This window comes from Enterobacter sp. QK-SA4, assembly GCF_056856775.1.
In genome coordinates this window covers 1-22,871 of record NZ_JBXFXH010000007.1, presented here as the reverse complement: position 1 = coordinate 22,871, position 22,871 = coordinate 1, and the positions used below count along the sequence as shown (strand labels likewise).

Annotated in this window: 17 protein-coding genes, 1 tRNA gene and 3 rRNA genes; 8 read left to right on the top strand and 13 right to left on the bottom strand. The window is 53.0% G+C overall.

The annotated features are described in order from the left end of the window. Window positions 1-43: 43 nt before the first annotated feature. Window positions 44-1,867 (bottom strand): ribosome-dependent GTPase TypA, encoded by a 1,824-nt coding sequence (typA, locus tag AC1VYI_RS01615; protein ID WP_032639914.1) that lies wholly within the window; start codon window positions 1,865-1,867, stop codon window positions 44-46. 378 nt (window positions 1,868-2,245) lie between these two features. Here typA and glnA point away from each other — a divergent pair, with 378 nt between their 5' ends. The 4 genes from glnA (at window position 2,246) to AC1VYI_RS01595 (ending at window position 6,522) form a co-directional block, all read left to right on the top strand. Next, complete coding sequence (glnA, locus tag AC1VYI_RS01610; RefSeq protein ID WP_023309763.1) at window positions 2,246-3,655, top strand: glutamate--ammonia ligase; 1,410 nt, start codon at window positions 2,246-2,248, stop codon at window positions 3,653-3,655. A 171-nt stretch (window positions 3,656-3,826) separates the two neighbouring features. Then, window positions 3,827-4,876, top strand: coding sequence for a nitrogen regulation protein NR(II) (gene glnL / locus AC1VYI_RS01605; RefSeq protein ID WP_045355570.1), 1,050 nt, complete (start codon window positions 3,827-3,829; stop codon window positions 4,874-4,876). An 11-nt stretch (window positions 4,877-4,887) separates the two neighbouring features. After that, entirely contained in the window at window positions 4,888-6,300 is a 1,413-nt protein-coding gene (glnG, locus tag AC1VYI_RS01600) for a nitrogen regulation protein NR(I) (protein ID WP_023309765.1), read from the top strand. A gap of 111 nt (window positions 6,301-6,411) precedes the next feature. Further along, entirely contained in the window at window positions 6,412-6,522 is a 111-nt protein-coding gene (locus AC1VYI_RS01595) for a YshB family small membrane protein (protein ID WP_023333898.1), read from the top strand. A gap of 72 nt (window positions 6,523-6,594) precedes the next feature. On the opposite strand, the gene hemN is transcribed toward AC1VYI_RS01595, so the two are convergent. Both hemN and yihI read right to left on the bottom strand, forming a co-directional pair. Further along, complete coding sequence (hemN, locus tag AC1VYI_RS01590; RefSeq protein WP_047174089.1) at window positions 6,595-7,968, bottom strand: oxygen-independent coproporphyrinogen III oxidase; 1,374 nt, start codon at window positions 7,966-7,968, stop codon at window positions 6,595-6,597. Between the two features lie 188 nt (window positions 7,969-8,156). Next, entirely contained in the window at window positions 8,157-8,672 is a 516-nt protein-coding gene (gene yihI / locus AC1VYI_RS01585; RefSeq protein ID WP_023309767.1) for a Der GTPase-activating protein YihI, read from the bottom strand. Between the two features lie 578 nt (window positions 8,673-9,250). Between yihI and yihA the strand changes: the two genes are divergently transcribed. Beyond that, window positions 9,251-9,880 (top strand): ribosome biogenesis GTP-binding protein YihA/YsxC, encoded by a 630-nt coding sequence (gene yihA / locus AC1VYI_RS01580; RefSeq protein WP_047174088.1) that lies wholly within the window; start codon window positions 9,251-9,253, stop codon window positions 9,878-9,880. Between the two features lie 97 nt (window positions 9,881-9,977). On the opposite strand, the gene spfP is transcribed toward yihA, so the two are convergent. The 3 genes from spfP to AC1VYI_RS01565 all read right to left on the bottom strand — a co-directional run bounded on the left by spfP (window position 9,978) and on the right by AC1VYI_RS01565 (window position 13,585). Beyond that, complete coding sequence (spfP, locus tag AC1VYI_RS01575) at window positions 9,978-10,025, bottom strand: small protein SpfP (RefSeq protein WP_071892919.1); 48 nt, start codon at window positions 10,023-10,025, stop codon at window positions 9,978-9,980. Window positions 10,026-10,191: 166 nt separating this feature from the next. After that, complete coding sequence (gene polA / locus AC1VYI_RS01570) at window positions 10,192-12,984, bottom strand: DNA polymerase I (protein WP_023309769.1); 2,793 nt, start codon at window positions 12,982-12,984, stop codon at window positions 10,192-10,194. 337 nt (window positions 12,985-13,321) lie between these two features. Then, window positions 13,322-13,585 (bottom strand): hypothetical protein, encoded by a 264-nt coding sequence (locus AC1VYI_RS01565; RefSeq protein ID WP_223825995.1) that lies wholly within the window; start codon window positions 13,583-13,585, stop codon window positions 13,322-13,324. On the opposite strand from AC1VYI_RS01565, the gene AC1VYI_RS01560 reads away from it, so the two are divergent. After that, window positions 13,482-14,333, top strand: a complete 852-nt coding sequence (locus tag AC1VYI_RS01560; protein ID WP_231106821.1) for an acyltransferase — start codon at window positions 13,482-13,484, stop codon at window positions 14,331-14,333. The two genes, AC1VYI_RS01565 and AC1VYI_RS01560, sit on opposite strands and share 104 nt — an antisense overlap. A gap of 23 nt (window positions 14,334-14,356) precedes the next feature. Here AC1VYI_RS01560 and dsbA read toward each other — a convergent pair whose 3' ends face one another. The 3 genes from dsbA to AC1VYI_RS01545 all read right to left on the bottom strand — a co-directional run bounded on the left by dsbA (window position 14,357) and on the right by AC1VYI_RS01545 (window position 16,339). After that, the gene (gene dsbA, locus AC1VYI_RS01555) at window positions 14,357-14,980 is read right to left on the bottom strand and encodes a thiol:disulfide interchange protein DsbA (protein ID WP_032662678.1); all 624 of its coding nucleotides are present in this window, start codon (window positions 14,978-14,980) and stop codon (window positions 14,357-14,359) included. A 27-nt stretch (window positions 14,981-15,007) separates the two neighbouring features. Next, window positions 15,008-15,994: a serine/threonine protein kinase gene (locus AC1VYI_RS01550; RefSeq protein ID WP_134866995.1), complete on the bottom strand. Its 987-nt coding sequence runs from the start codon at window positions 15,992-15,994 to the stop codon at window positions 15,008-15,010. Between the two features lie 75 nt (window positions 15,995-16,069). Next, window positions 16,070-16,339, bottom strand: coding sequence for a YihD family protein (locus tag AC1VYI_RS01545; RefSeq protein WP_003861904.1), 270 nt, complete (start codon window positions 16,337-16,339; stop codon window positions 16,070-16,072). 68 nt (window positions 16,340-16,407) lie between these two features. Here AC1VYI_RS01545 and mobA point away from each other — a divergent pair, with 68 nt between their 5' ends. Both mobA and mobB read left to right on the top strand, forming a co-directional pair. After that, window positions 16,408-16,992 carry a molybdenum cofactor guanylyltransferase MobA gene (gene mobA / locus AC1VYI_RS01540; RefSeq protein ID WP_063408680.1) on the top strand — a complete coding sequence of 195 codons (585 nt, stop codon included), beginning with the start codon at window positions 16,408-16,410 and terminating at the stop codon, window positions 16,990-16,992. Then, entirely contained in the window at window positions 16,989-17,492 is a 504-nt protein-coding gene (gene mobB / locus AC1VYI_RS01535; RefSeq protein WP_045405302.1) for a molybdopterin-guanine dinucleotide biosynthesis protein MobB, read from the top strand. Before mobA ends, mobB begins: the two co-directional genes overlap by 4 nt. 100 nt (window positions 17,493-17,592) lie before the next feature. Here mobB and rrf read toward each other — a convergent pair. From rrf to AC1VYI_RS01515, 4 genes are all read right to left on the bottom strand, one after another. Next, window positions 17,593-17,708: ribosomal RNA gene (gene rrf / locus AC1VYI_RS01530) — 5S ribosomal RNA — on the bottom strand. A 72-nt stretch (window positions 17,709-17,780) separates the two neighbouring features. Further along, a 23S ribosomal RNA gene (locus AC1VYI_RS01525) occupies window positions 17,781-20,685 on the bottom strand. Window positions 20,686-20,878: 193 nt separating this feature from the next. Continuing rightward, window positions 20,879-20,954, bottom strand: a tRNA-Glu gene (locus tag AC1VYI_RS01520). Between the two features lie 85 nt (window positions 20,955-21,039). Then, a 16S ribosomal RNA gene (locus AC1VYI_RS01515) occupies window positions 21,040-22,581 on the bottom strand. Together the 16S, 23S and 5S rRNA genes with 1 tRNA gene alongside form the textbook arrangement of a ribosomal RNA operon. Window positions 22,582-22,871 lie beyond the last annotated feature (290 nt).

The window sequence follows — 22,871 nt, the reverse complement described above, 5'->3', positions numbered from 1 at the left end:
CCGCTGAGAAATCAGCGGCTTTTTTTATTACGGATTAACCGTATTAGTCTTCTTTCGCACCGCGCATAGCACGTTTACGATCGTTCTCGGTCAGGTGACGTTTACGGATACGAATTGACTGTGGAGTCACTTCTACCAGTTCATCATCATCGATGAATTCCAGAGCCTGCTCCAGAGTCATCTTGATCGGTGGAACCAGAACCGTTGCTTCGTCAGTACCGGACGCACGCATGTTGGTCAGTTTCTTACCGGTCAGGCAGTTTACGGTCAGGTCGTTAGAACGACTGTGAATACCGATGATCTGGCCTTCATAAACTTCAGCACCGTGACCCAGGAACAGCTTACCGCGATCCTGCAGACCGAACAGCGCAAACGCAACAGCTTTACCCTGACCGTTGGAGATCAGTACGCCGTTGTTACGCTGGCCCACTTCGCCCGGACGAACGTCGTCGTAGTGGCTGAAGGTGGAGTACAGCAGGCCGGTACCGGAGGTCATGGTCATGAACTCAGAACGGAAGCCGATCAGGCCACGGCTTGGGATCACGTAGTCGAGACGTACGCGGCCTTTGCCATCTGGATTCATGTTTTTCAGGTCGCCTTTACGCTCACCCAGAGCCTGCATCACAGAACCCTGATGCTGCTCTTCAACGTCCAGCGTTACGTTTTCGAATGGCTCTTGTTTACGGCCGTCGATCTCGCGGAAGATTACTTTCGGACGGGAAACCGCCATTTCGAAACCTTCACGACGCATGTTCTCAATCAGAACAGACAGGTGCAGCTCGCCACGACCAGAAACGCGGAATGCATCAGCATCTTCGGTTTCTTCAACGCGCAGCGCAACGTTGTGCACCAGCTCTTTGTTCAGGCGGTCAAGGATCTGACGAGAGGTAACGAATTTACCTTCTTTACCACAGAACGGAGAGGTGTTGACGTTGAAGAACATGGATACGGTTGGTTCATCAACGGACAGGGCTGGCAGCGCTTCGACGTTCTGCGGATCGCAGATGGTGTCGGAGATGTTCAGTTCACCCAGACCGGTGATAGCGATGATGTCGCCCGCTTCCGCAACGTCACTCTCGATACGCTCAAGACCCAGGTGAGTCAGTACTTTACCGACTTTACCGTTACGGGTTTTGCCTTCGCTATCGATGATAGTAACCTGCTGGTTAGGCTTCACTTTACCGCGCTTGATACGACCAATGCCGATTACGCCAACGTAGTTGTTGTAGTCGAGCTGAGAGATCTGCATCTGCAGGGTGCCGTCGAGATCGACGTTTGGTGCAGGAACACGGTCAACAATCGCCTGATACAGCGGGGTCATGTCTTCAGCCATGTCTTCGTGGTCCAGACCTGCGATACCGTTCAGCGCAGATGCGTAAACGATAGGGAAGTCCAGCTGCTCGTCGGTCGCGTCGAGGTTAACGAACAGGTCGAAGACCTGGTCAACAACCCAGTCAGGACGCGCGCCAGGGCGGTCAACTTTGTTGATAACAACGATTGGCTTCAGACCATGGGCAAAAGCTTTTTTGGTCACGAAGCGCGTCTGTGGCATTGGGCCATCCATTGCGTCAACGACCAGCAGAACGGAGTCTACCATGGACATTACACGTTCAACTTCGCCACCGAAGTCGGCGTGCCCTGGGGTATCAACGATGTTGATACGGTAGTCATTCCATTTAATCGCGGTGTTTTTCGCGAGGATGGTAATCCCACGCTCTTTCTCCAAATCGTTGGAGTCCATCACGCGTTCTTGGGTTTCGGCACGCGCATCAAACGTACCGGATTGCTGCAGCAGCTTGTCGACCAGGGTAGTTTTACCATGGTCTACGTGCGCGATGATGGCGATGTTACGCAAATTTTCGATCACAACTTTGCCTCAGGCATTTAGAAATAGCGCGTTATTGTACACGGATTAATCGCACTACAAAACAGGATCACAAACATCCCCCGCAAACAAGTATCGCAGAGATGCTTTGTGATCGCTTTCACGGAGCGGTAAAAGGGCACTTTAACGTAAATTGCACCAATATGGTGCTCAATGTTCACATTGAAGCACTATACTGGTGCAACAAATCCATTGTGGTGCAGCCCTTTTGCACTATGGTGCGCATGATAACGCCTTTTTGGGGTGATTTAAAAGTTGGCACAGATTTCGCTTTATAAAAAATACATGGCATCAGCCAGTACAAACAGAAATTGAAGACCTCGTTACCACGACGACAATGACCAATCTGGAGAGTTAAGTATGTCCGCTGAACACGTTTTGACGATGCTGAACGAACATGAAGTGAAGTTTGTTGATCTGCGCTTCACCGATACCAAAGGTAAAGAACAGCACGTCACAATCCCTGCTCATCAGGTGAACGCCGAATTCTTTGAAGAAGGCAAAATGTTTGACGGCTCCTCCATTGGTGGCTGGAAAGGCATTAACGAATCCGACATGGTTCTGATGCCAGACGCGACCACTGCGGTCATTGATCCGTTCTTCGAAGAACCAACCCTGATCATCCGTTGCGACATCCTCGAGCCAGGCACGCTGCAGGGCTACGACCGCGACCCACGTTCTATCGCGAAACGCGCTGAAGAGTACCTGCGTTCTACCGGCATCGCAGACACCGTTCTGTTCGGGCCAGAGCCAGAATTCTTCCTGTTCGATGACATCCGCTTCGGTGCCTCTATTTCTGGCTCCCACGTGGCTATCGACGACATCGAAGGTGCATGGAACTCCTCCACCAAATACGAAGGCGGTAACAAAGGTCACCGTCCTGGCGTGAAAGGCGGTTACTTCCCGGTTCCTCCGGTCGACTCTGCACAGGACATTCGTTCCACTATGTGTCTGGTGATGGAAGAGATGGGTCTGGTTGTTGAAGCTCACCACCACGAAGTGGCTACTGCTGGTCAGAACGAAGTGGCAACCCGCTTCAACACCATGACCAAAAAAGCGGACGAAATTCAGATCTACAAATACGTTGTGCACAACGTTGCGCACCGTTTCGGTAAAACCGCGACCTTCATGCCAAAACCAATGTTTGGCGATAACGGTTCCGGTATGCACTGCCACATGTCTCTGTCCAAGAACGGTACCAACCTGTTCTCTGGCGACAAATATGCCGGTCTGTCCGAGCAGGCGCTGTATTACATCGGTGGTGTTATCAAACACGCTAAAGCGATCAACGCCCTGGCGAACCCAACTACGAACTCCTACAAGCGTCTGGTCCCGGGCTACGAAGCGCCAGTGATGCTGGCCTACTCTGCACGTAACCGTTCTGCTTCTATCCGTATCCCGGTGGTGGCTTCTCCTAAAGCGCGTCGTATCGAAGTTCGCTTCCCGGACCCAGCGGCTAACCCATACCTGTGCTTCGCAGCACTGCTGATGGCCGGTCTGGACGGTATCAAGAACAAGATCCACCCGGGCGAAGCGATGGACAAAAACCTGTACGACCTGCCGCCAGAAGAAGCGAAAGAGATCCCACAGGTTGCTGGCTCTCTGGAAGAAGCCCTGCAGGCGCTGGACGCAGACCGCGAGTTCCTGACTGCAGGTGGCGTATTCACTGACGACGCTATCGATGCTTACATCGCCCTGCGTATGGAAGAGAACGACCGCGTGCGTATGACTCCACACCCGGTTGAGTTCGAACTGTACTACAGCGTTTAATAAAAGTTGTTTTACCCGGCGTGATAAACGCCGGGGGTAGTTGCCGTGGAAACTTTTAGCCCATCTCCGGATGGGCTTTTTTCTCCACCAACAACCTGATCTCACGCGCTTTTTACGCCGAAAACGCTATACTGCACTAAATTAGTGCAAACGACTCCAGGAGACTGCTGAATGGCAACTGGCACGCTGCCCGATGCTGGGCAGATCCTCAATTCTTTGATTAACAGCATATTGCTGGTCGATGACGAGCTGGCCGTTCATTACGCCAACCCGGCCGCGCAGCAGCTGCTCGCCCAAAGCGCACGTAAACTGTTCGGCACCCCGCTTCCTGAACTCCTGAGCTATTTTTCGCTGAATATTGGCCTGATGCAGGAAAGTTTGCAGGCTGGCCAGGGGTTTACCGATAACGAAGTCACGCTGGTGATCGACGGGCGCTCGCACATTCTGTCGTTAACCGCGCAACGTCTTCCCGATGGTCTGATCCTGCTGGAAATGGCGCCGATGGATAATCAGCGTCGACTTAGCCAGGAGCAGCTTCAGCATGCGCAGCAGATTGCCGCCCGTGATCTGGTGCGCGGTCTGGCGCATGAAATCAAAAACCCGCTGGGTGGATTACGCGGCGCGGCGCAGCTTCTGACCAAGGCGCTGCCCGATCCCGCGCTGGCGGAATATACCAACGTCATCATTGAGCAGGCGGACCGTCTGCGGAATCTGGTAGACCGTCTTCTCGGTCCGCAGCAGCCGGGAATGCACGTCACGGAAAGCATCCATAAAGTGGCTGAGCGGGTGGTGAAGCTCGTCTCAATGGAGCTGCCAGAGAACGTCACGCTAGTACGTGATTACGACCCAAGCCTGCCGGAACTGGCCCATGACCCGGACCAGATTGAGCAGGTCCTGTTGAATATTGTGCGTAATGCCCTGCAGGCGCTGGGGCCTGAAGGCGGTGAGATTATTTTACGCACCCGCACCGCCTTCCAGCTCACGTTACACGGCGTGCGCTACCGGCTGGCCGCCCGAATCGACGTTGAGGATAACGGGCCCGGCATTCCATCGCATTTGCAGGACACCCTGTTCTACCCGATGGTAAGCGGTCGCGAAGGCGGAACCGGCCTGGGCTTATCCATTGCCCGCAGTTTGATCGATCAACACTCCGGGAAAATTGAATTTACCAGTTGGCCGGGACATACCGAGTTTTCGGTTTTCCTGCCGATTAAAAAATAAAGGTGACGTTTATGCAACGAGGGATAGTCTGGGTAGTCGATGACGATAGCTCCATCCGTTGGGTGCTTGAACGCGCGCTCACAGGGGCAGGATTAAGCTGCACGACGTTTGAGAGCGGCAGCGAAGTGCTCGACGCACTCACCACCAAAACGCCAGATGTTCTGCTTTCGGATATTCGTATGCCGGGCATGGACGGGCTGGCGCTGTTAAAGCAGATCAAACAACGCCACCCTATGCTTCCGGTCATCATAATGACCGCGCACTCCGATCTGGATGCCGCAGTGAGCGCCTATCAACAAGGGGCGTTCGATTACCTGCCCAAACCGTTTGATATCGACGAAGCGGTGGCGCTGGTTGAGCGCGCGATTAGCCATTATCAGGAGCAGCAACAGCCGCGCCACGCGCCCGATTTTGGGCCAACGACAGATATCATCGGCGAAGCGCCGGCGATGCAGGACGTGTTTCGCATTATCGGTCGTTTGTCCCGCTCGTCCATCAGCGTATTGATTAACGGTGAGTCGGGAACCGGTAAAGAGCTTGTGGCGCATGCATTGCACCGCCACAGCCCGCGGGCAAAAGCGCCGTTCATCGCCCTGAATATGGCGGCGATCCCGAAGGATTTGATTGAGTCCGAACTGTTCGGCCATGAAAAAGGGGCATTCACCGGCGCCAATACCATTCGCCAGGGGCGGTTTGAACAGGCTGACGGCGGTACGCTGTTCCTGGATGAGATCGGCGATATGCCGCTGGATGTCCAGACCCGCCTGCTGCGCGTGCTGGCCGACGGGCAGTTTTATCGCGTGGGCGGCTATGCGCCTGTGAAGGTGGACGTGCGTATTATCGCCGCGACCCACCAGAACCTGGAGCAACGCGTTCAGGAAGGAAAATTCCGTGAGGATTTATTCCACCGTCTGAACGTCATCCGCGTTCATCTGCCGCCGCTGCGTGAGCGTCGGGAAGATATTCCCCGCCTGGCACGCCATTTTCTGCAGGTAGCCGCCCGCGAGCTGGGTGTGGAAGCCAAGCAGCTTCACCCGGAAACCGATGCCGCTCTGACGCGTCTCGCGTGGCCGGGCAACGTGCGTCAGCTGGAAAATACCTGCCGCTGGTTAACCGTGATGGCTGCCGGGCAGGAGGTGCTGATTCAGGATTTACCGGCCGAGCTGTTTGAAGCGACCGCGCCTGAAAGCAGTACCGGGCACGCGCTGCCGGACAGCTGGGCGACGCTTCTGGCGCAGTGGGCCGACCGTGCGCTGCGTTCCGGTCATCAAAATCTGCTGTCTGAAGCTCAGCCAGAGATGGAGCGTACGCTGTTAACTACCGCGCTTCGTCATACGCAGGGTCATAAGCAGGAAGCCGCTCGCCTGCTGGGATGGGGACGTAATACCCTGACGCGCAAGCTTAAAGAGCTGGGAATGGAGTGATCGCACGCCGCTGTGTAAAGGTTATTAATTGAGCGCAAATTGCCGTTATTTTGCGCTTTACTGTTCCGATGAGTTTTGTATGATCGTGCCCGGAAATTGGGGGTGAACATCATGCTGGAAACAATCGTGAATATGCTCTCTAGCGGAGCCGCTGAAAGCCACACGCCACAAACAGCCGTTGCGGCTATGTTGTGTGCGGCGCTGGTTGGGCTGTTTAGCTAGCGAGTTGAACGTAAAAGCCGGGTGGCGGCTTCGCCTTACCCGGCCTACGTTTAGTGCTTTTGGCAATGCGCCTTAAATCACCCGCGAGAACTGCTGCAGTCGCGCTTTCTGACGCAGATACGCGTCAAAGCACATGCAGATATTACGGATCAACAGACGCCCTTTCGGCGTGACCTCAATCGCGTTCTCCGACACATCCACCAGCCCGTCTTTCGCCAGCGGTGCAATCAGCTTCAGGTCTTCCGCAAAATAATCGCTGAAGTGCAGATCCCACTGCGACTCAACGTCGCTGAAATCGAGACGGAAGTTGCAGATTAGCGCCTTAATCACATCGCGCCGGATGCAGTCGTCGCGCGTTAACGCGATGCCTCGCCACAGCGCGTTGCCCGTTTCATCAACCTGCTGATAGTAAAGCTTCAGCTCTTTCTGATTCTGCGCGTAACAGTCACCAATCATGCTGATAGCAGAGACGCCCATCCCCAGCAAATCGGTATCGCCCTGGGTTGTGTAGCCCTGGAAGTTACGGTGCAGAACGCCTTCACGCTGAGCAATCGCCAGCTCGTCATCCGGACGAGCAAAGTGATCCATCCCGATAAACTGATAGCCGGTTTCGGTCAGCGAGGTAATGGTTTCCTGCAGAATATCCAGCTTCTGCTGGGCAGAAGGAAGATCGGCATCTTTTATTTTGCGCTGAGCGGCAAAGAGCGTCGGCAGATGCGCATAGTTAAAGACGCTCAGGCGGTCCGGGTTGAGTTCGGCCACGCGCTTCAGGGTGAAGGCGAAGCTTTCCGGCGTCTGCTTTGGCAGGCCGTATATCAGGTCAATATTGGTCGAGGTGAAACCAATCTCACGCGCGTGATTGAGTAAGGCAAAGATAAATTCTTCGTCCTGCTCGCGGTTCACCAGACGCTGAACCTCTTTATTGAAATCCTGCACGCCCATGCTCAGACGATTGAAGCCTTCGGCGCGTAAGTGATCCAGTACATCGAGCTCAATTTCACGCGGATCGACTTCGATCGAGATTTCAGCGTCGGCGTTAAAACTGAAATTGCCGCGCAGCAGGGTCATCAGGCGGCTTATTTGCGCTTTATTCAGATAGGTTGGCGTACCGCCGCCCCAGTGAAGCTGGCTGACGTGACGGCCAGCAAACAGCGGCGAGCGATGCACAATTTCTTGTTCGAGCGCATCAAGATACTGGTCGGCTTTGTGCTGCTGACGGGTAACGATTTTATTGCACCCGCAGAAGTAGCAGAGCTTGTGGCAGAACGGAATATGGACGTAGAGCGAAAGCGGACGCTCAGGATAGCGCGCGACAGCCTGCTGGAAATCAGCCTCGCCGAAGGCATCGGAGAACTCCAGCGCGGTGGGGTATGAAGTATAACGCGGCCCGGAATAGTTATATTTCTGGATTAGGGCCAAATCCCAGTCGATAGTTGGTGCTGACATGCTCACTCCTTCCGTTGGTGTCGCGTTCGTATACGGCGGCCCGTTCTGGCCCCATCGCGGGCCATCATTCGGGTGCGCAGCCACTTCTGTCGCCGCGACAACCGCCGTAGTTTAACGAATAACCACACCAGATAACATATAACCGGAAGGGTTATAAGCAGGACTATCGTGCCTGCCGGGTGCAAATGTTAGTTTCCACCCTTCAGAAGACGCATCATATCTTCCTGCTTCTCGTCTTCTTCTTCATCTTCGTCATCGTCGTATGACAGGCCCAGCTTCTGCATCAGTTCATCGATACGATCCAGTTTGGCATCCACCCATGACTGCTCTTCAGCGGTCAGGGTTTCACCCTCTTCAAGACGTTCCAGCAGCGCGTCCAGGCGCTCATCGTTCTCCAGCAAATCCAGCTCAGCCTGCGGTGAAAGCATAGGTTTCTCGCTCTTTGGTTTGTGCTGCTTAGTGACCGGGGTGTCTGTCACGCCCAGTGGAATGGGAGTTTTACTGCCGATACGAGGGTCTTTCTGCTGTTTGCCTTTTGCAGAAGCACCCGCTGCACCACCACCGTTGGCACGGCTACCCGCAGCATGACCGCGATGTTTTTTATCGCGTTTGCGATCGCGCGCTTCCTGGTTCAGTTCTTCGCGCGTTTTGCGGCGTGCTTTTACAGGGCGTTTCGCGCCTGCAGCGGAGGTTGGTTTTTTCATGATGTTTTATCTTTAAGTCGTTTTCTTCAGTATAGAATTGCGGCGAAATCTAGCAGAAAGCAAGCAAAGAAAAAAGGCGACAGAGCAATCTGTCGCCTTTTTTCCTGACTCACAACCCTTAGCGGGTCAGACATTCCGTGTTTGCCAACAACAAACCCTGTTTATCCCTTGGCTAATACCGTCCGTGATACGGTTCCATTTCCTGTAAAAAACGCCTCCAGGCGCTGGTCATCCTGACAATCCTGCGTCTTCGCCTCCTGGCGCTCCTGACCCTCATCCTTAAGTCGATTTCCTGTTGGCTTCCTCGCCCTGACGCACACTTTACCTTGTTCGGTTAAACTAACAAGCAACGAAACGGTACAAAAAGGGATTTTCAGATAATTACCTGGAAATAAGCTTATGATTTAAAACAGTTTGAATTTTTTTACGCCTGCGAATTCTCTGAAATCTCGCATAGCATTACTGGCCGATCTCTCACACCGGTTGTGGCATTCGTCTACTGCTCATAGCAATCAGAAAAGCCTTTTGCCTGCATTCGGGTATAATCCCCTTCAGATTACGATTTTGGAGACGACCACGTGACTACCTGGAACTACCAACAGACGCATTTTGTCACCAGTGCGCCCGATATTCGCCACCTTCCTTCTGATACCGGTATTGAAGTGGCATTTGCTGGCCGCTCCAATGCGGGGAAATCCAGCGCCCTGAATACGCTGACCAATCAGAAGAGCCTGGCGCGCACCTCAAAAACACCTGGCCGTACCCAGCTGATCAACCTGTTTGAAGTCGCAGAGGGCAAACGCCTGGTCGACTTACCGGGCTACGGTTACGCGCAGGTACCGGAAGAGATGAAAATCAAGTGGCAGCGTGCGCTGGGTGAATACCTGGAAAAACGCATGTGCCTGAAAGGCCTGGTGGTGCTGATGGATATTCGTCATCCCCTGAAAGATCTGGATCAGCAGATGATCGACTGGGCTGTAGCAAGCGATATCGCCGTGCTGGTGCTGCTGACGAAAGCCGATAAGCTGGCGAGCGGCGCGCGCAAAGCGCAGGTGAATATGGTTCGCGAAGCGGTGCTTGCGTTCAACGGTGATGTGCAGGTTGAGCCGTTCTCCTCGCTGAAAAAGCAGGGCGTAGACAAGCTGCGTCAGAAACTCGACGCCTGGTTTAGCGAGCTGGAACCCGCGACGGAAGCGGAAGAAGAGTAATACCGAGCGCGGCGATAGCCGCGTTTTTTTTGCCTGAATTTTTCTTTGCCGCAATAAAAAACGCCCCAGTCATTACTGACTGGGGCGGCTAAAATATTCAGCCAAATCCGATTACGTGAAGTAAAAGGTCTGAAAGATAGAACATCTTACCTCTGTACCCTACGCCGACAACTCTACCCCTTTTTGTGCTGCAGAAAAAGCACTTTTTGTAGTTTTTTTTCATTCTTTACATAGGGAATTCTAATGATTGTCACAAAACGCGCGTTGTTATGTTGCAAACTTACATAAAAAGCGCGTTATGCGAAGAACCGTTAGTGAGCCTGATCCCAGTTTTCTCCACTTCCCACTTCCACCAGCAACGGCACGTCGAGCGTCATGCTGCTTTCCATCAGTTCGTGGATCTTCTTCGACACGGCGTCGAGGTCGTCTTTGTGCACTTCAAATACCAGTTCATCGTGTACCTGCATGATCATTTTCACGCGAGGCTTCTCTTTTTCCAGCCAGGCATCAACGGCGATCATTGCACGCTTAATAATGTCCGCCGCGGTACCCTGCATCGGGGCGTTGATCGCCGCACGCTCTGCGCCAGCGCGACGCGCCGCGTTGCTGGATTTGATGTCCGGTAGGTAGAGACGGCGGCCATCCAGGGTTTCGACGTAACCTTTTTCCTTCGCCTGCGCGCGGGTGCGTTCCATATATTCCAACACCCCCGGATAACGCTCGAAATAGAGATCCATATACTTCTGCGACTCTTTGCGTGGAATGTTGAGCTGGCGCGAAAGACCAAATGCGCTCATGCCGTAAATCAGACCGAAGTTGATCGCCTTAGCACTGCGGCGCTGCTCGTTGGTCACGCTGTCCAGCGGCAAGCCGAAGACTTCCGCCGCGGTTGCCCGGTGGATATCCTTTCCTTCGGCAAACGCGGTCAGGAGGCCTTTGTCGCGGGACAGATGCGCCATAATGCGCAGTTCGATTTGCGAGTAGTCAGCAGAGACAATCAGATAATCCTCTGGTGCGATGAAAGCCTGGCGAATACGGCGGCCTTCTTCGTTACGTACCGGGATGTTCTGCAGGTTGGGGTCGGTTGATGAGAGACGACCGGTCGCCGCAACAGCCTGATGGTACGACGTGTGCACACGACCCGTTTTCGGGTTGATCATCAGCGGGAGCTTGTCGGTGTAGGTAGACTTCAGCTTCGCGAGGCCACGGTACTGCAGAATCACTTTTGGCAGCGGGTAATCCAGCGCCAGCTCTTCCAGCACCTCTTCAGAGGTTGAAGGCGCGCCGCCAGGGGTCTTCTTCAGCGGCTTGATGCCCTGCTTTTCAAACAGAATGGTTTGCAGCTGCTTCGGTGAAGAGAGGTTAAACGGCTCGCCTGCAAGCTCATGCGCTTTTTGCTCGAGCTCGGTCAAACGCTGCGCCAGCTCCCCGGAGTGGTTATGCAGCACCGTTGGGTCAATCTTCACGCCGTTGCGTTCAATGCGGGATAGCACGGGCACCAGCGGCATCTCGATATGCTGGAACACGTTCAGCGGACCTTCATGCTTCTGCAGTTTTGGCCACATCTTCAGGTGCAGCTGCAGCGTGACATCAGCGTCTTCCGCCGCGTAGCGCCCCGCTTCTTCCAGAGCGATCTGGTTGAAGGTGAGCTGATTTTTCCCTTTACCGGCAATCTCTTCAAAGGTGATCGTTTTGTGCTTGAGCCAGCGGTCAGATAAGGAATCCATATCATGGCGGCCCGCGACGCTGTCCAGAATGTAGGATTCAAGCATGGTGTCGAAGGCAATCCCGCGCAGTTCAATGCCGTAATTTTGCAGAATGCCTCGGTCGTACTTGAGGTTTTGCCCAACCTTGAGCGCCTTTTCGTCTTCCAGGATCGGCTTCAGCAGTTCGAGCACGCGTTCACGGGAGATCTGCTCCGGCGCATCCAGGTAATCGTGCGCCACAGGGACGTAGGCGGCAATACCCGGCTCTGTCGCAAATGACAGGCCAACCATATTGGCAGAGATGTTATCGAGGCTGTCGGTTTCGGTATCAAAGGCGAAGACCGGCGCCTTTTTCAGTTTATCGATCCAGGCGATCAGCCGTGACTCTTCAAGAATGGTTTCGTAGTTGTCGAAGGAAAGCGCCACGGCTTCTTCTTCCGCCTGCTCTTCTGCGTCAACTACGATTGTCTCCTTCGGCTTTGCAGCAGGTTTAGCCCCTTTCGCCTGCAGCCATTTACCGGCTTCCACGTCAGCGGTCCAGCGCTTGAATTCGTATTTCTTAAACAGGCTCAGCAGATCGTCAGCGGAAGGCTGTTGCACTTCAAGCTGCTCACAGCCCAGCTCCAGTTCGACATCGGTTTTGATTGTGGCCAGCTTATAGGAGAGATAAGCCACCTCTTTGTTCTCTTCCAGTTTTCCGGCCATGGTTTTTGCGCCACGGAAGGAGAGCCCGGCGATTTTGTCTGGCTCCGCGTAGAGCGTATCCAGACCACCCAGCCCCTGGAGCAGCGCCTGCGCGGTTTTTTCACCGACGCCAGGGACACCCGGGATGTTATCCGAGGAATCGCCCATCAACGCGAGGAAGTCGATAATCAGCTCAGGCGGCACGCCATACTTTGTGACCACTTCTTCTGGCCCCAGAATGGTGTTGGTCATGGTGTTAATCAGGGTGATGCCTGGCGTCACCAGTTGCGCCATATCTTTATCACCGGTGCTGATCAGCACAGGACGACCCATCTTTTCTGCTTCACGCGCCAGCGTGCCGATAACGTCATCAGCCTCAACGCCAGAGACGGCCAGCAGCGGCAGCCCCATCGCTTTTACCATGGTATGCAGCGGCTCAATCTGCGCGCGCAGATCGTCAGGCATTGGCGGACGGTGAGATTTGTAATGCTCAAACAGCTCATCGCGGAAAGTTTTACCTTTCGCATCAAAGACTACAGCCGCATGGGTTGGCTGATACTGAAGGATCAGGCTGCGCAGCATGTTCAGCACGCCGTACATTGCGCCGGTAGGTTCCCCTGCGCTATTGGTCAGAGGAGGAAACGCATGGTATGCCCGATACAGGTAAGAAGAGCCATCGACGAGAATAAGAGGGTTTTCTGGGATCTGAACCATAATGTCCGTGCCTTTAATCAATTTATGGGTAAAGGATGCCACAGAAGGATGAAAACATCAGGTATTAGCACCAGATACAGGAAAAGATTTTGCGATCGTGAGGATCGCTCGCAAAAATCAAACTGTGGATAAGTTTGTGCATATTTTCACTTCATATGAATAACAGACGTAAAAAATACATATGAGTTAATTTTTAGATCTTAATTATCATGCTGTTATCACCTTAGATCTTATCTATATGGCCAACCGATGGCAATTTAGTCTATGTGGATATAAGCCTTGATAAGCGCGGAATCACAGTGAAATCGTCTACGGCAGGGTAAAAGCGGCCAAATCATCACATGAAAGCGCCATTAATTTGTCCGTTTTCTGGTAAAATCAGCGCCCAGCGTCGAATAGCCGGCCGCTCACTTACAGCTAACCATTTGAAAAAGCTCATCATGTCGAGATTGCTCGCTGCAATAACATTACTGTTAAGCATCATTTTAACTATCCTGGTGACTGTCGCCTGCTCTGTGCCGATCATTATCGCCGGGATCGTTAAACTGCTGTTGCCTGTCCCTGTGGTGTGGCGAGCCGTGTCCGCATTTTGTAATTTCATGATGTACTGCTGGTGCGAAGGACTGGCGATCCTGCTGTGCCTGAACCCGCATCTGAAGTGGGATATCAAAGGGCTGGAGAGTCTTAGCAAGAAGAACTGGTATCTGCTGATTTGCAATCACCACAGCTGGGCGGACATCGTGGTGTTATGCGTACTTTTTCGCAAACACATCCCGATGAACAAATACTTTCTGAAACAGCAGCTCGCCTGGGTGCCTTTTATCGGGCTGGCCTGCTGGGCGCTTGATATGCCGTTTATGAAACGCTATTCGCGCAGCTATTTGATTCGTCATCCCGAGCGTCGCGGCAAAGATGTGGAGACCACACGCCGTTCCTGCGAAAAGTTTCGCGCGCATCCTACGACCATCGTAAACTTTGTTGAAGGCTCCCGATTTACGGAGGAGAAGCACCAACAAACCCGCTCTCCTTACCAGCATTTGCTGCCGCCAAAGGCTGCGGGTATTGCGATGGCGCTTAACGTGCTGGGATCGCAGTTCGATAAACTCCTGAACGTCACGCTCTGCTATCCGGAAAACGATAAGACGCCGTTCTACGATATGCTCAGCGGCAAACTGACGCGCATTGTTGTGCGTGTCGATCTGGTCCCGATAGATGCCGGGCTGCACGGTGATTACGTTAACGATAAGAGTTTCAAGCGTCGTTTCCAGCAGTGGCTTAATACGCTCTGGAAAGAGAAAGACGAACAGATAGACAATATTAAATCTTTATACAAAAACGCCGGTCAGTGACCGGCGTTTTTACATCAGCGAAATTACTTCTTCTCAACCAGGTATTTCACGGTATCTGCATACTGCTGTACGAAGATATCCATGCTGCTGGTGTCCATGCCCTGCATGTTCAGCTGGTATTTGCCGTTAACAAACATCGCCGGAACGCCCTGAAGCTGGAGGTCAGCAGCCGCTTTTTCCTGCTGAGCAACCAGAGATTTCACCACAAAGCTGTTCCATGCAGCGTCATACTCTTCACCTTTCACGCCGGCATCAACGAACACTTTACGGATATCCGCAGTGGTCTGAACGGTCTGGGTTTTCTGTACGGCTTCAAACATTGGCGCAGTGATCTTATCTTCCACGCCCAGTGCCATCGCAACCGCCCACGCCTGGGTCAGGTCTTTACCCAATGGGCCCAGGAACTCGACGTGGTACTTGGTCATTTTGGTGCCTTCTGGCAGCTTTTTCTTTACGCTATCCGAAACATGCAGCACCTGCTCGAACTGATAGCAGTGTGGGCAGTAGAACGAGAAAAACTCCAGAACCTGTGGCTCGCCAGCGACCGGTTTGTCCAGCGTGGTGTACTGTTTGCCGTCGGTAAACTGCGCAGCAGAAGCGCTAAATGCCAGAATCATACCTGCCAGCGCCAGCCAAATTTTTTTCATGATTAACTCTCTCCTGGGTGTGTCCAATTAATACATCGGCGTTAATTGCAGAGGGGGTTCCTGAAGAACCTTGACCTGCTCAGTAAATGTAGATATCTGGCTACGCCAGTAATCCTCTCCGGTAAGCCACGGGAAATTCCGGGGAAATGCGGGATCGTCCCAACGCCTGATTAACCATGCGAGATAATAAACAAAACGCATCGCACGTAAAGGCTCAATCAGGGCAATTTCGTCTGAATTAAACGGGCTAAATTCTTCATAAGCTTCAATAATGGTTTCAAGCTGCATGCGTTGCTCGGCTTTGTCGCCATTGAGCAGCATCCACAGGTCCTGAACCGCGGGCCCCATACGCGCATCATCGAGATCGACAAACAGCGGGCCATCACGCCAGAGGATATTTCCGGCATGACAATCGCCATGCAGGCGCAGGACGGAAATATCGTCACGCCAGCAGGTTTTAACAGCTGCAATGAGCTTATCGGTGGCGTTGAGGAAATCATCCTTTAACGCAGTGGGGATCATGGCAGACGTTTCGAATATTTCGCGTGGCTCAAGAAGGTATTCCTGAATTCCGATAGTCGGGCGGGCAATAAAGACTTTTTTGCGTCCCGTCTGGTGTATGCGCCCAAGATAGCGGGCAACCCACTCCATCTGATCGATATTATCCGCTTCAAACTGGCGGCCACCCAGGCTCGGGAATACAGCGTAGTAAAACCCTTCGTGCGTGAGGAGCGTTTGATTATTGAATTTTAGCGGCGCGGCAACGGGAACATCGTCATCCAGCAGATCGTGAGCAAACTGATGCTCTTCCTGAATTTGTTCTGCGGACCAGCGTTCTGGACGATAGAACTTTACGACGAAGCGCTGACGATCCTCGTCCTGGAATTGATAGACGCGGTTTTCGTAGCTGTTTAACGGGGTTAGCCCGGAGTCCACCCGAATACCCTGTTCAAACAGGGAATTCATAATGGTGTCCGGGTGTAATGTCTGGAAAGTAAAAGCCTGGTCGTTCATCCGATCATCCGGAAATTATACGAATGATTCAGGATATCATCTTGTGGCGATTTCGGTGCCGCCGCTTACAAGCTTTTACTCTTTAATTACGCCTCGGGCGCGCAGTAATGCGGTCTTAAAATCTTCCTCATAATCCTTCTGAATACCCGGAATAACAGCATCTTTGGCAGAGTCACGCATTTTAAGGTGGTAGATCAGGATGTCGTCAGAAAGGTCTGCCAGTTCGCCGTCAAAACCTGACTCTTTCGCCAGTTTCTGTAAAAATTGCATCAGATTTAGCTCTGGCTCTTTTTGCCAGGCGGGCTGGAGGAGTTCAATAACTTCATTCAGACGTTTACATTTCATGGTGGTGCTCCTTTCATTTAGAGTGACACGTTAGCAGGGTCAATCCCACAATAAAAGAGGCGATATTCGTGAATCTTAGCCAGGAAATCATTGGGGTCGTTCTGGCAGGTGGCAGAGCGACGCGAATGGGGGGAAAAGATAAGGGGCTTCAACGCCTGAACGGCAAACCCTTATGGCAATGTGTCGCTGATACGCTCGCAGGCCAGGTGTCGACAATGGTCATCAGTGCTAACCGGCATATCGACACTTACCAGCTCAGCGGGTACGCCGTTTACCAGGATATCCTTGAGGATTACCCGGGACCGCTGGCTGGTATGCTTTCGGTCATGCAACAGTCTCACGGAGAGTGGTTCATCTTCTGTCCCTGCGATACCCCGTTTATTCCGTCCTGTCTTGTCGAACGTTTGTTGCTGCTTCGGGGTACGGTTCCTGTGGTTTGGGTACATGACGGCGAGCGTGATCATCCTGCTATCGCATTGATGCACCGATCCCTGGCGCCAGCCCTGCAGTCCTATCTGGCTGCGGGAGAGCGCAGGGTGATGGCTTTTATGCGCGAGTCTGGCGGTCATCCCGTTGATTTTAGCGATTTAAAATCAGCTTTTGTGAATGTGAATACGCCTGACGATTTGCAGATGATGCAGGAGAAAAGATGATACCTGTTGTCGCCATTTCCGCCTGGAGTGGGACCGGAAAAACCACGCTGCTGAAAAAGCTCATTCCTGCGCTTTGTGCCAGAGGTATCCGTCCAGGATTGATTAAGCACACCCATCATAATATGGATGTCGATAGACCGGGCAAAGATAGCTATGCATTGCGTAAAGCGGGTGCAGCGCAAACGATGGTGGCAAGTACTCAACGCTGGGCGCTGATGACAGAAACGCCGGATGAGGCGCCGCTGGATCTCGCTTATCTGGTCAGCCGGATGGATCATACCACGCTGGATCTGGTGCTGGTTGAGGGATTTAAGCATGAGGCAGTGCCTAAGATCCTACTGTTCAGAAGCGATGCCGGGCATGATTTCAGCGAATTAACGCTGGATGAGCATGTGATTGCGGTGGCCAGTGATGTTGTATTGCCGCTTGAAGTTCCGACGCTGGATTTAAATGATGTGGAAGGGATTGCGGAGTTTATAGTGGAGTGGAGTGCGATCTGACTTACCGGGTGGCGGTTTCGCCCTACCCGGCCTACAAATCTCTGTGATGCTAAAACGCAAAAAGGCCATCCTTTCGGATGGCCTCTCTACTTAATTTGATGCCTGGCAGTTCCCTACTCTCGCATGGGGAGACCCCACACTACCATCGGCGCTACGGCGTTTCACTTCTGAGTTCGGCATGGGGTCAGGTGGGACCACCGCGCTAAAGCCGCCAGGCAAATTCTGTTAATCTGTATCAGGCTGAAATTTGATTGTGTCGTCTCTTCGCCGAAACAGCTTCGGCGTTGTAAGGTTAAGCCTCACGGTTCATTAGTATCGGTTAGCTCAACGCATCGCTGCGCTTACACACCCGACCTATCAACGTCGTCGTCTTCAACGTTCCTTCAGGACCCTTAAAGGGTCAGGGAGAACTCATCTCGGGGCAAGTTTCGTGCTTAGATGCTTTCAGCACTTATCTTTTCCGCATTTAGCTACCGGGCAGTGCCATTGGCATGACAACCCGAACACCAGTGATGCGTCCACTCCGGTCCTCTCGTACTAGGAGCAGCCCCCCTCAATTCTCCAGCGCCCACGGCAGATAGGGACCGAACTGTCTCACGACGTTCTAAACCCAGCTCGCGTACCACTTTAAATGGCGAACAGCCATACCCTTGGGACCTACTTCAGCCCCAGGATGTGATGAGCCGACATCGAGGTGCCAAACACCGCCGTCGATATGAACTCTTGGGCGGTATCAGCCTGTTATCCCCGGAGTACCTTTTATCCGTTGAGCGATGGCCCTTCCATTCAGAACCACCGGATCACTATGACCTGCTTTCGCACCTGCTCGAGCCGTCACTCTCGCAGTCAAGCTAGCTTATGCCATTGCACTAACCTCCTGATGTCCGACCAGGATTAGCTAACCTTCGTGCTCCTCCGTTACTCTTTGGGAGGAGACCGCCCCAGTCAAACTACCCACCAGACACTGTCCGCAACCCGGATCACGGGTCTACGTTAGAACACCAGCCATTAAAGGGTGGTATTTCAAGGACGGCTCCACGCAGACTGGCGTCCACGCTTCAAAGCCTCCCACCTATCCTACACATCAAGGACCAGTGTTCAGTGTCAAGCTATAGTAAAGGTTCACGGGGTCTTTCCGTCTTGCCGCGGGTACACTGCATCTTCACAGCGAGTTCAATTTCACTGAGTCTCGGGTGGAGACAGCCTGGCCATCATTACGCCATTCGTGCAGGTCGGAACTTACCCGACAAGGAATTTCGCTACCTTAGGACCGTTATAGTTACGGCCGCCGTTTACCGGGGCTTCGATCAAGAGCTTCGCGTTGCCGCTAACCCCATCAATTAACCTTCCGGCACCGGGCAGGCGTCACACCGTATACGTCCACTTTCGTGTTTGCACAGTGCTGTGTTTTTAATAAACAGTTGCAGCCAGCTGGTATCTTCGACTGATTTCAGCTCCACCCGCAGGGGCTTCACCTACATATCAGCGTGCCTTCTCCCGAAGTTACGGCACCATTTTGCCTAGTTCCTTCACCCGAGTTCTCTCAAGCGCCTTGGTATTCTCTACCTGACCACCTGTGTCGGTTTGGGGTACGATTTCGTGTTACCTGATGCTTAGAGGCTTTTCCTGGAAGCAGGGCATTTGTTACTTCAGCACCGTAGTGCCTCGTCGTCACACCTCAGCGTTAAAAGGTACCGGATTTACCTGGAACCTCCGCCTACATGCTTAAACCGGGACAACCGTCGCCCGGCTAACATAGCCTTCTCCGTCCCCCCTTCGCAGTAACACCAAGTACAGGAATATTAACCTGTTTCCCATCGACTACGCCTTTCGGCCTCGCCTTAGGGGTCGACTCACCCTGCCCCGATTAACGTTGGACAGGAACCCTTGGTCTTCCGGCGAGCGGGCTTTTCACCCGCTTTATCGTTACTTATGTCAGCATTCGCACTTCTGATACCTCCAGCATGCCTCACAGCACACCTTCAACGGCTTACAGAACGCTCCCCTACCCAACAACGCATACGCGTCGCTGCCGCAGCTTCGGTGCATGGTTTAGCCCCGTTACATCTTCCGCGCAGGCCGACTCGACCAGTGAGCTATTACGCTTTCTTTAAATGATGGCTGCTTCTAAGCCAACATCCTGGCTGTCTGTGCCTTCCCACATCGTTTCCCACTTAACCATGACTTTGGGACCTTAGCTGGCGGTCTGGGTTGTTTCCCTCTTCACGACGGACGTTAGCACCCGCCGTGTGTCTCCCGTGATAACATTCTTCGGTATTCGTAGTTTGCATCGGGTTGGTAAGCCGGGATGGCCCCCTAGCCGAAACAGTGCTCTACCCCCGAAGATGAGTTCACGAGGCGCTACCTAAATAGCTTTCGGGGAGAACCAGCTATCTCCCGGTTTGATTGGCCTTTCACCCCCAGCCACAAGTCATCCGCTAATTTTTCAACATTAGTCGGTTCGGTCCTCCAGTTAGTGTTACCCAACCTTCAACCTGCCCATGGCTAGATCACCGGGTTTCGGGTCTATACCCTGCAACTTAACGCCCAGTTAAGACTCGGTTTCCCTTCGGCTCCCCTATACGGTTAACCTTGCTACAGAATATAAGTCGCTGACCCATTATACAAAAGGTACGCAGTCACACCACGAAGGTGCTCCCACTGCTTGTACGTACACGGTTTCAGGTTCTTTTTCACTCCCCTCGCCGGGGTTCTTTTCGCCTTTCCCTTACGGTACTGGTTCACTATCGGTCAGTCAGGAGTATTTAGCCTTGGAGGATGGTCCCCCCATATTCAGACAGGATACCACGTGTCCCGCCCTACTCTTCGAGTTCACAGCCTGTGTGCTTTCGTGTACGGGACTGTCACCCTGTACCGTGCGACTTTCCAGACGCTTCCACTAACACACAAGCTGATTCAGACTCTGGGCTGCTCCCCGTTCGCTCGCCGCTACTGGGGGAATCTCGGTTGATTTCTTTTCCTCGGGGTACTTAGATGTTTCAGTTCCCCCGGTTCGCCTCGTTAACCTATGTATTCAGTTAACGATAGTGCAACGAATTGCACTGAGTTTCCCCATTCGGACATCGCCGGGTCAAAGGTTCATATCACCTCGCCGGCGCTTTTCGCAGATTAGCACGTCCTTCATCGCCTCTGACTGCCAGGGCATCCACCGTGTACGCTTAGTCGCTTAACCTCACAACCCGAAGATGTTTCTTTCGATTCATCATCGACTTGCGAAAATTTGAGAGACTCGAACACACCATTTAAGATGTGTCGTTTCAATTTTCAGCTTGATCCAGATTTTTAAAGAGCAAATATCTCAAACGTCACCCGAAGATGAGTTTTGAGATATGACGGCAGGTGACTTTCACTCACGAACCAGCAAGTGGCGTCCCCTAGGGGATTCGAACCCCTGTTACCGCCGTGAAAGGGCGGTGTCCTGGGCCTCTAGACGAAGGGGACGTGTAAGTCTCAATCGCAAGACGCCTTGCTATTTACTTTTCATCAGACAATCTGTGTGGACACTACAAAGGCAGGTTCTTTAAGGTAAGGAGGTGATCCAACCGCAGGTTCCCCTACGGTTACCTTGTTACGACTTCACCCCAGTCATGAATCACAAAGTGGTAAGCGCCCTCCCGAAGGTTAAGCTACCTACTTCTTTTGCAACCCACTCCCATGGTGTGACGGGCGGTGTGTACAAGGCCCGGGAACGTATTCACCGTAGCATTCTGATCTACGATTACTAGCGATTCCGACTTCATGGAGTCGAGTTGCAGACTCCAATCCGGACTACGACGCACTTTATGAGGTCCGCTTGCTCTCGCGAGGTCGCTTCTCTTTGTATGCGCCATTGTAGCACGTGTGTAGCCCTACTCGTAAGGGCCATGATGACTTGACGTCATCCCCACCTTCCTCCAGTTTATCACTGGCAGTCTCCTTTGAGTTCCCGGCCGGACCGCTGGCAACAAAGGATAAGGGTTGCGCTCGTTGCGGGACTTAACCCAACATTTCACAACACGAGCTGACGACAGCCATGCAGCACCTGTCTCAGAGTTCCCGAAGGCACCAAAGCATCTCTGCTAAGTTCTCTGGATGTCAAGAGTAGGTAAGGTTCTTCGCGTTGCATCGAATTAAACCACATGCTCCACCGCTTGTGCGGGCCCCCGTCAATTCATTTGAGTTTTAACCTTGCGGCCGTACTCCCCAGGCGGTCGACTTAACGCGTTAGCTCCGGAAGCCACGCCTCAAGGGCACAACCTCCAAGTCGACATCGTTTACGGCGTGGACTACCAGGGTATCTAATCCTGTTTGCTCCCCACGCTTTCGCACCTGAGCGTCAGTCTTTGTCCAGGGGGCCGCCTTCGCCACCGGTATTCCTCCAGATCTCTACGCATTTCACCGCTACACCTGGAATTCTACCCCCCTCTACAAGACTCTAGCCTGCCAGTTTCGAATGCAGTTCCCAGGTTGAGCCCGGGGATTTCACATCCGACTTGACAGACCGCCTGCGTGCGCTTTACGCCCAGTAATTCCGATTAACGCTTGCACCCTCCGTATTACCGCGGCTGCTGGCACGGAGTTAGCCGGTGCTTCTTCTGCGGGTAACGTCAATTGCTGAGGTTATTAACCTCAGCACCTTCCTCCCCGCTGAAAGTACTTTACAACCCGAAGGCCTTCTTCATACACGCGGCATGGCTGCATCAGGCTTGCGCCCATTGTGCAATATTCCCCACTGCTGCCTCCCGTAGGAGTCTGGACCGTGTCTCAGTTCCAGTGTGGCTGGTCATCCTCTCAGACCAGCTAGGGATCGTCGCCTAGGTGAGCCGTTACCCCACCTACTAGCTAATCCCATCTGGGCACATCTGATGGCAAGAGGCCCGAAGGTCCCCCTCTTTGGTCTTGCGACGTTATGCGGTATTAGCTACCGTTTCCAGTAGTTATCCCCCTCCATCAGGCAGTTTCCCAGACATTACTCACCCGTCCGCCGCTCGCCGGCAAAGTAGCAAGCTACTTTCCGCTGCCGCTCGACTTGCATGTGTTAGGCCTGCCGCCAGCGTTCAATCTGAGCCATGATCAAACTCTTCAATTTAAGTTTGATGCTCGTGAATTAAACTTCGTAATGAATTACGTATGTTCACTCAGAGACTTGGTATTCATTTTTCGTCTTGCGACGTTAAGAATCCATGTCACTTTGAGTGCCCACACAGATTGTCTGATAAATTGTTAAAGAGCAGTGCCGCTTCGCTTTTCGCTGCGGCGCGGGGTGTGCATATTACGCTTTCCCGCTTCAGAGTCAAGCGATTAATTTCGCTTTTCTCTGCTGACCCGGCGGCGTGTGTGCCGTTGTTCCGTGTCAGTGGAGGCGCATTATAGGGAGTT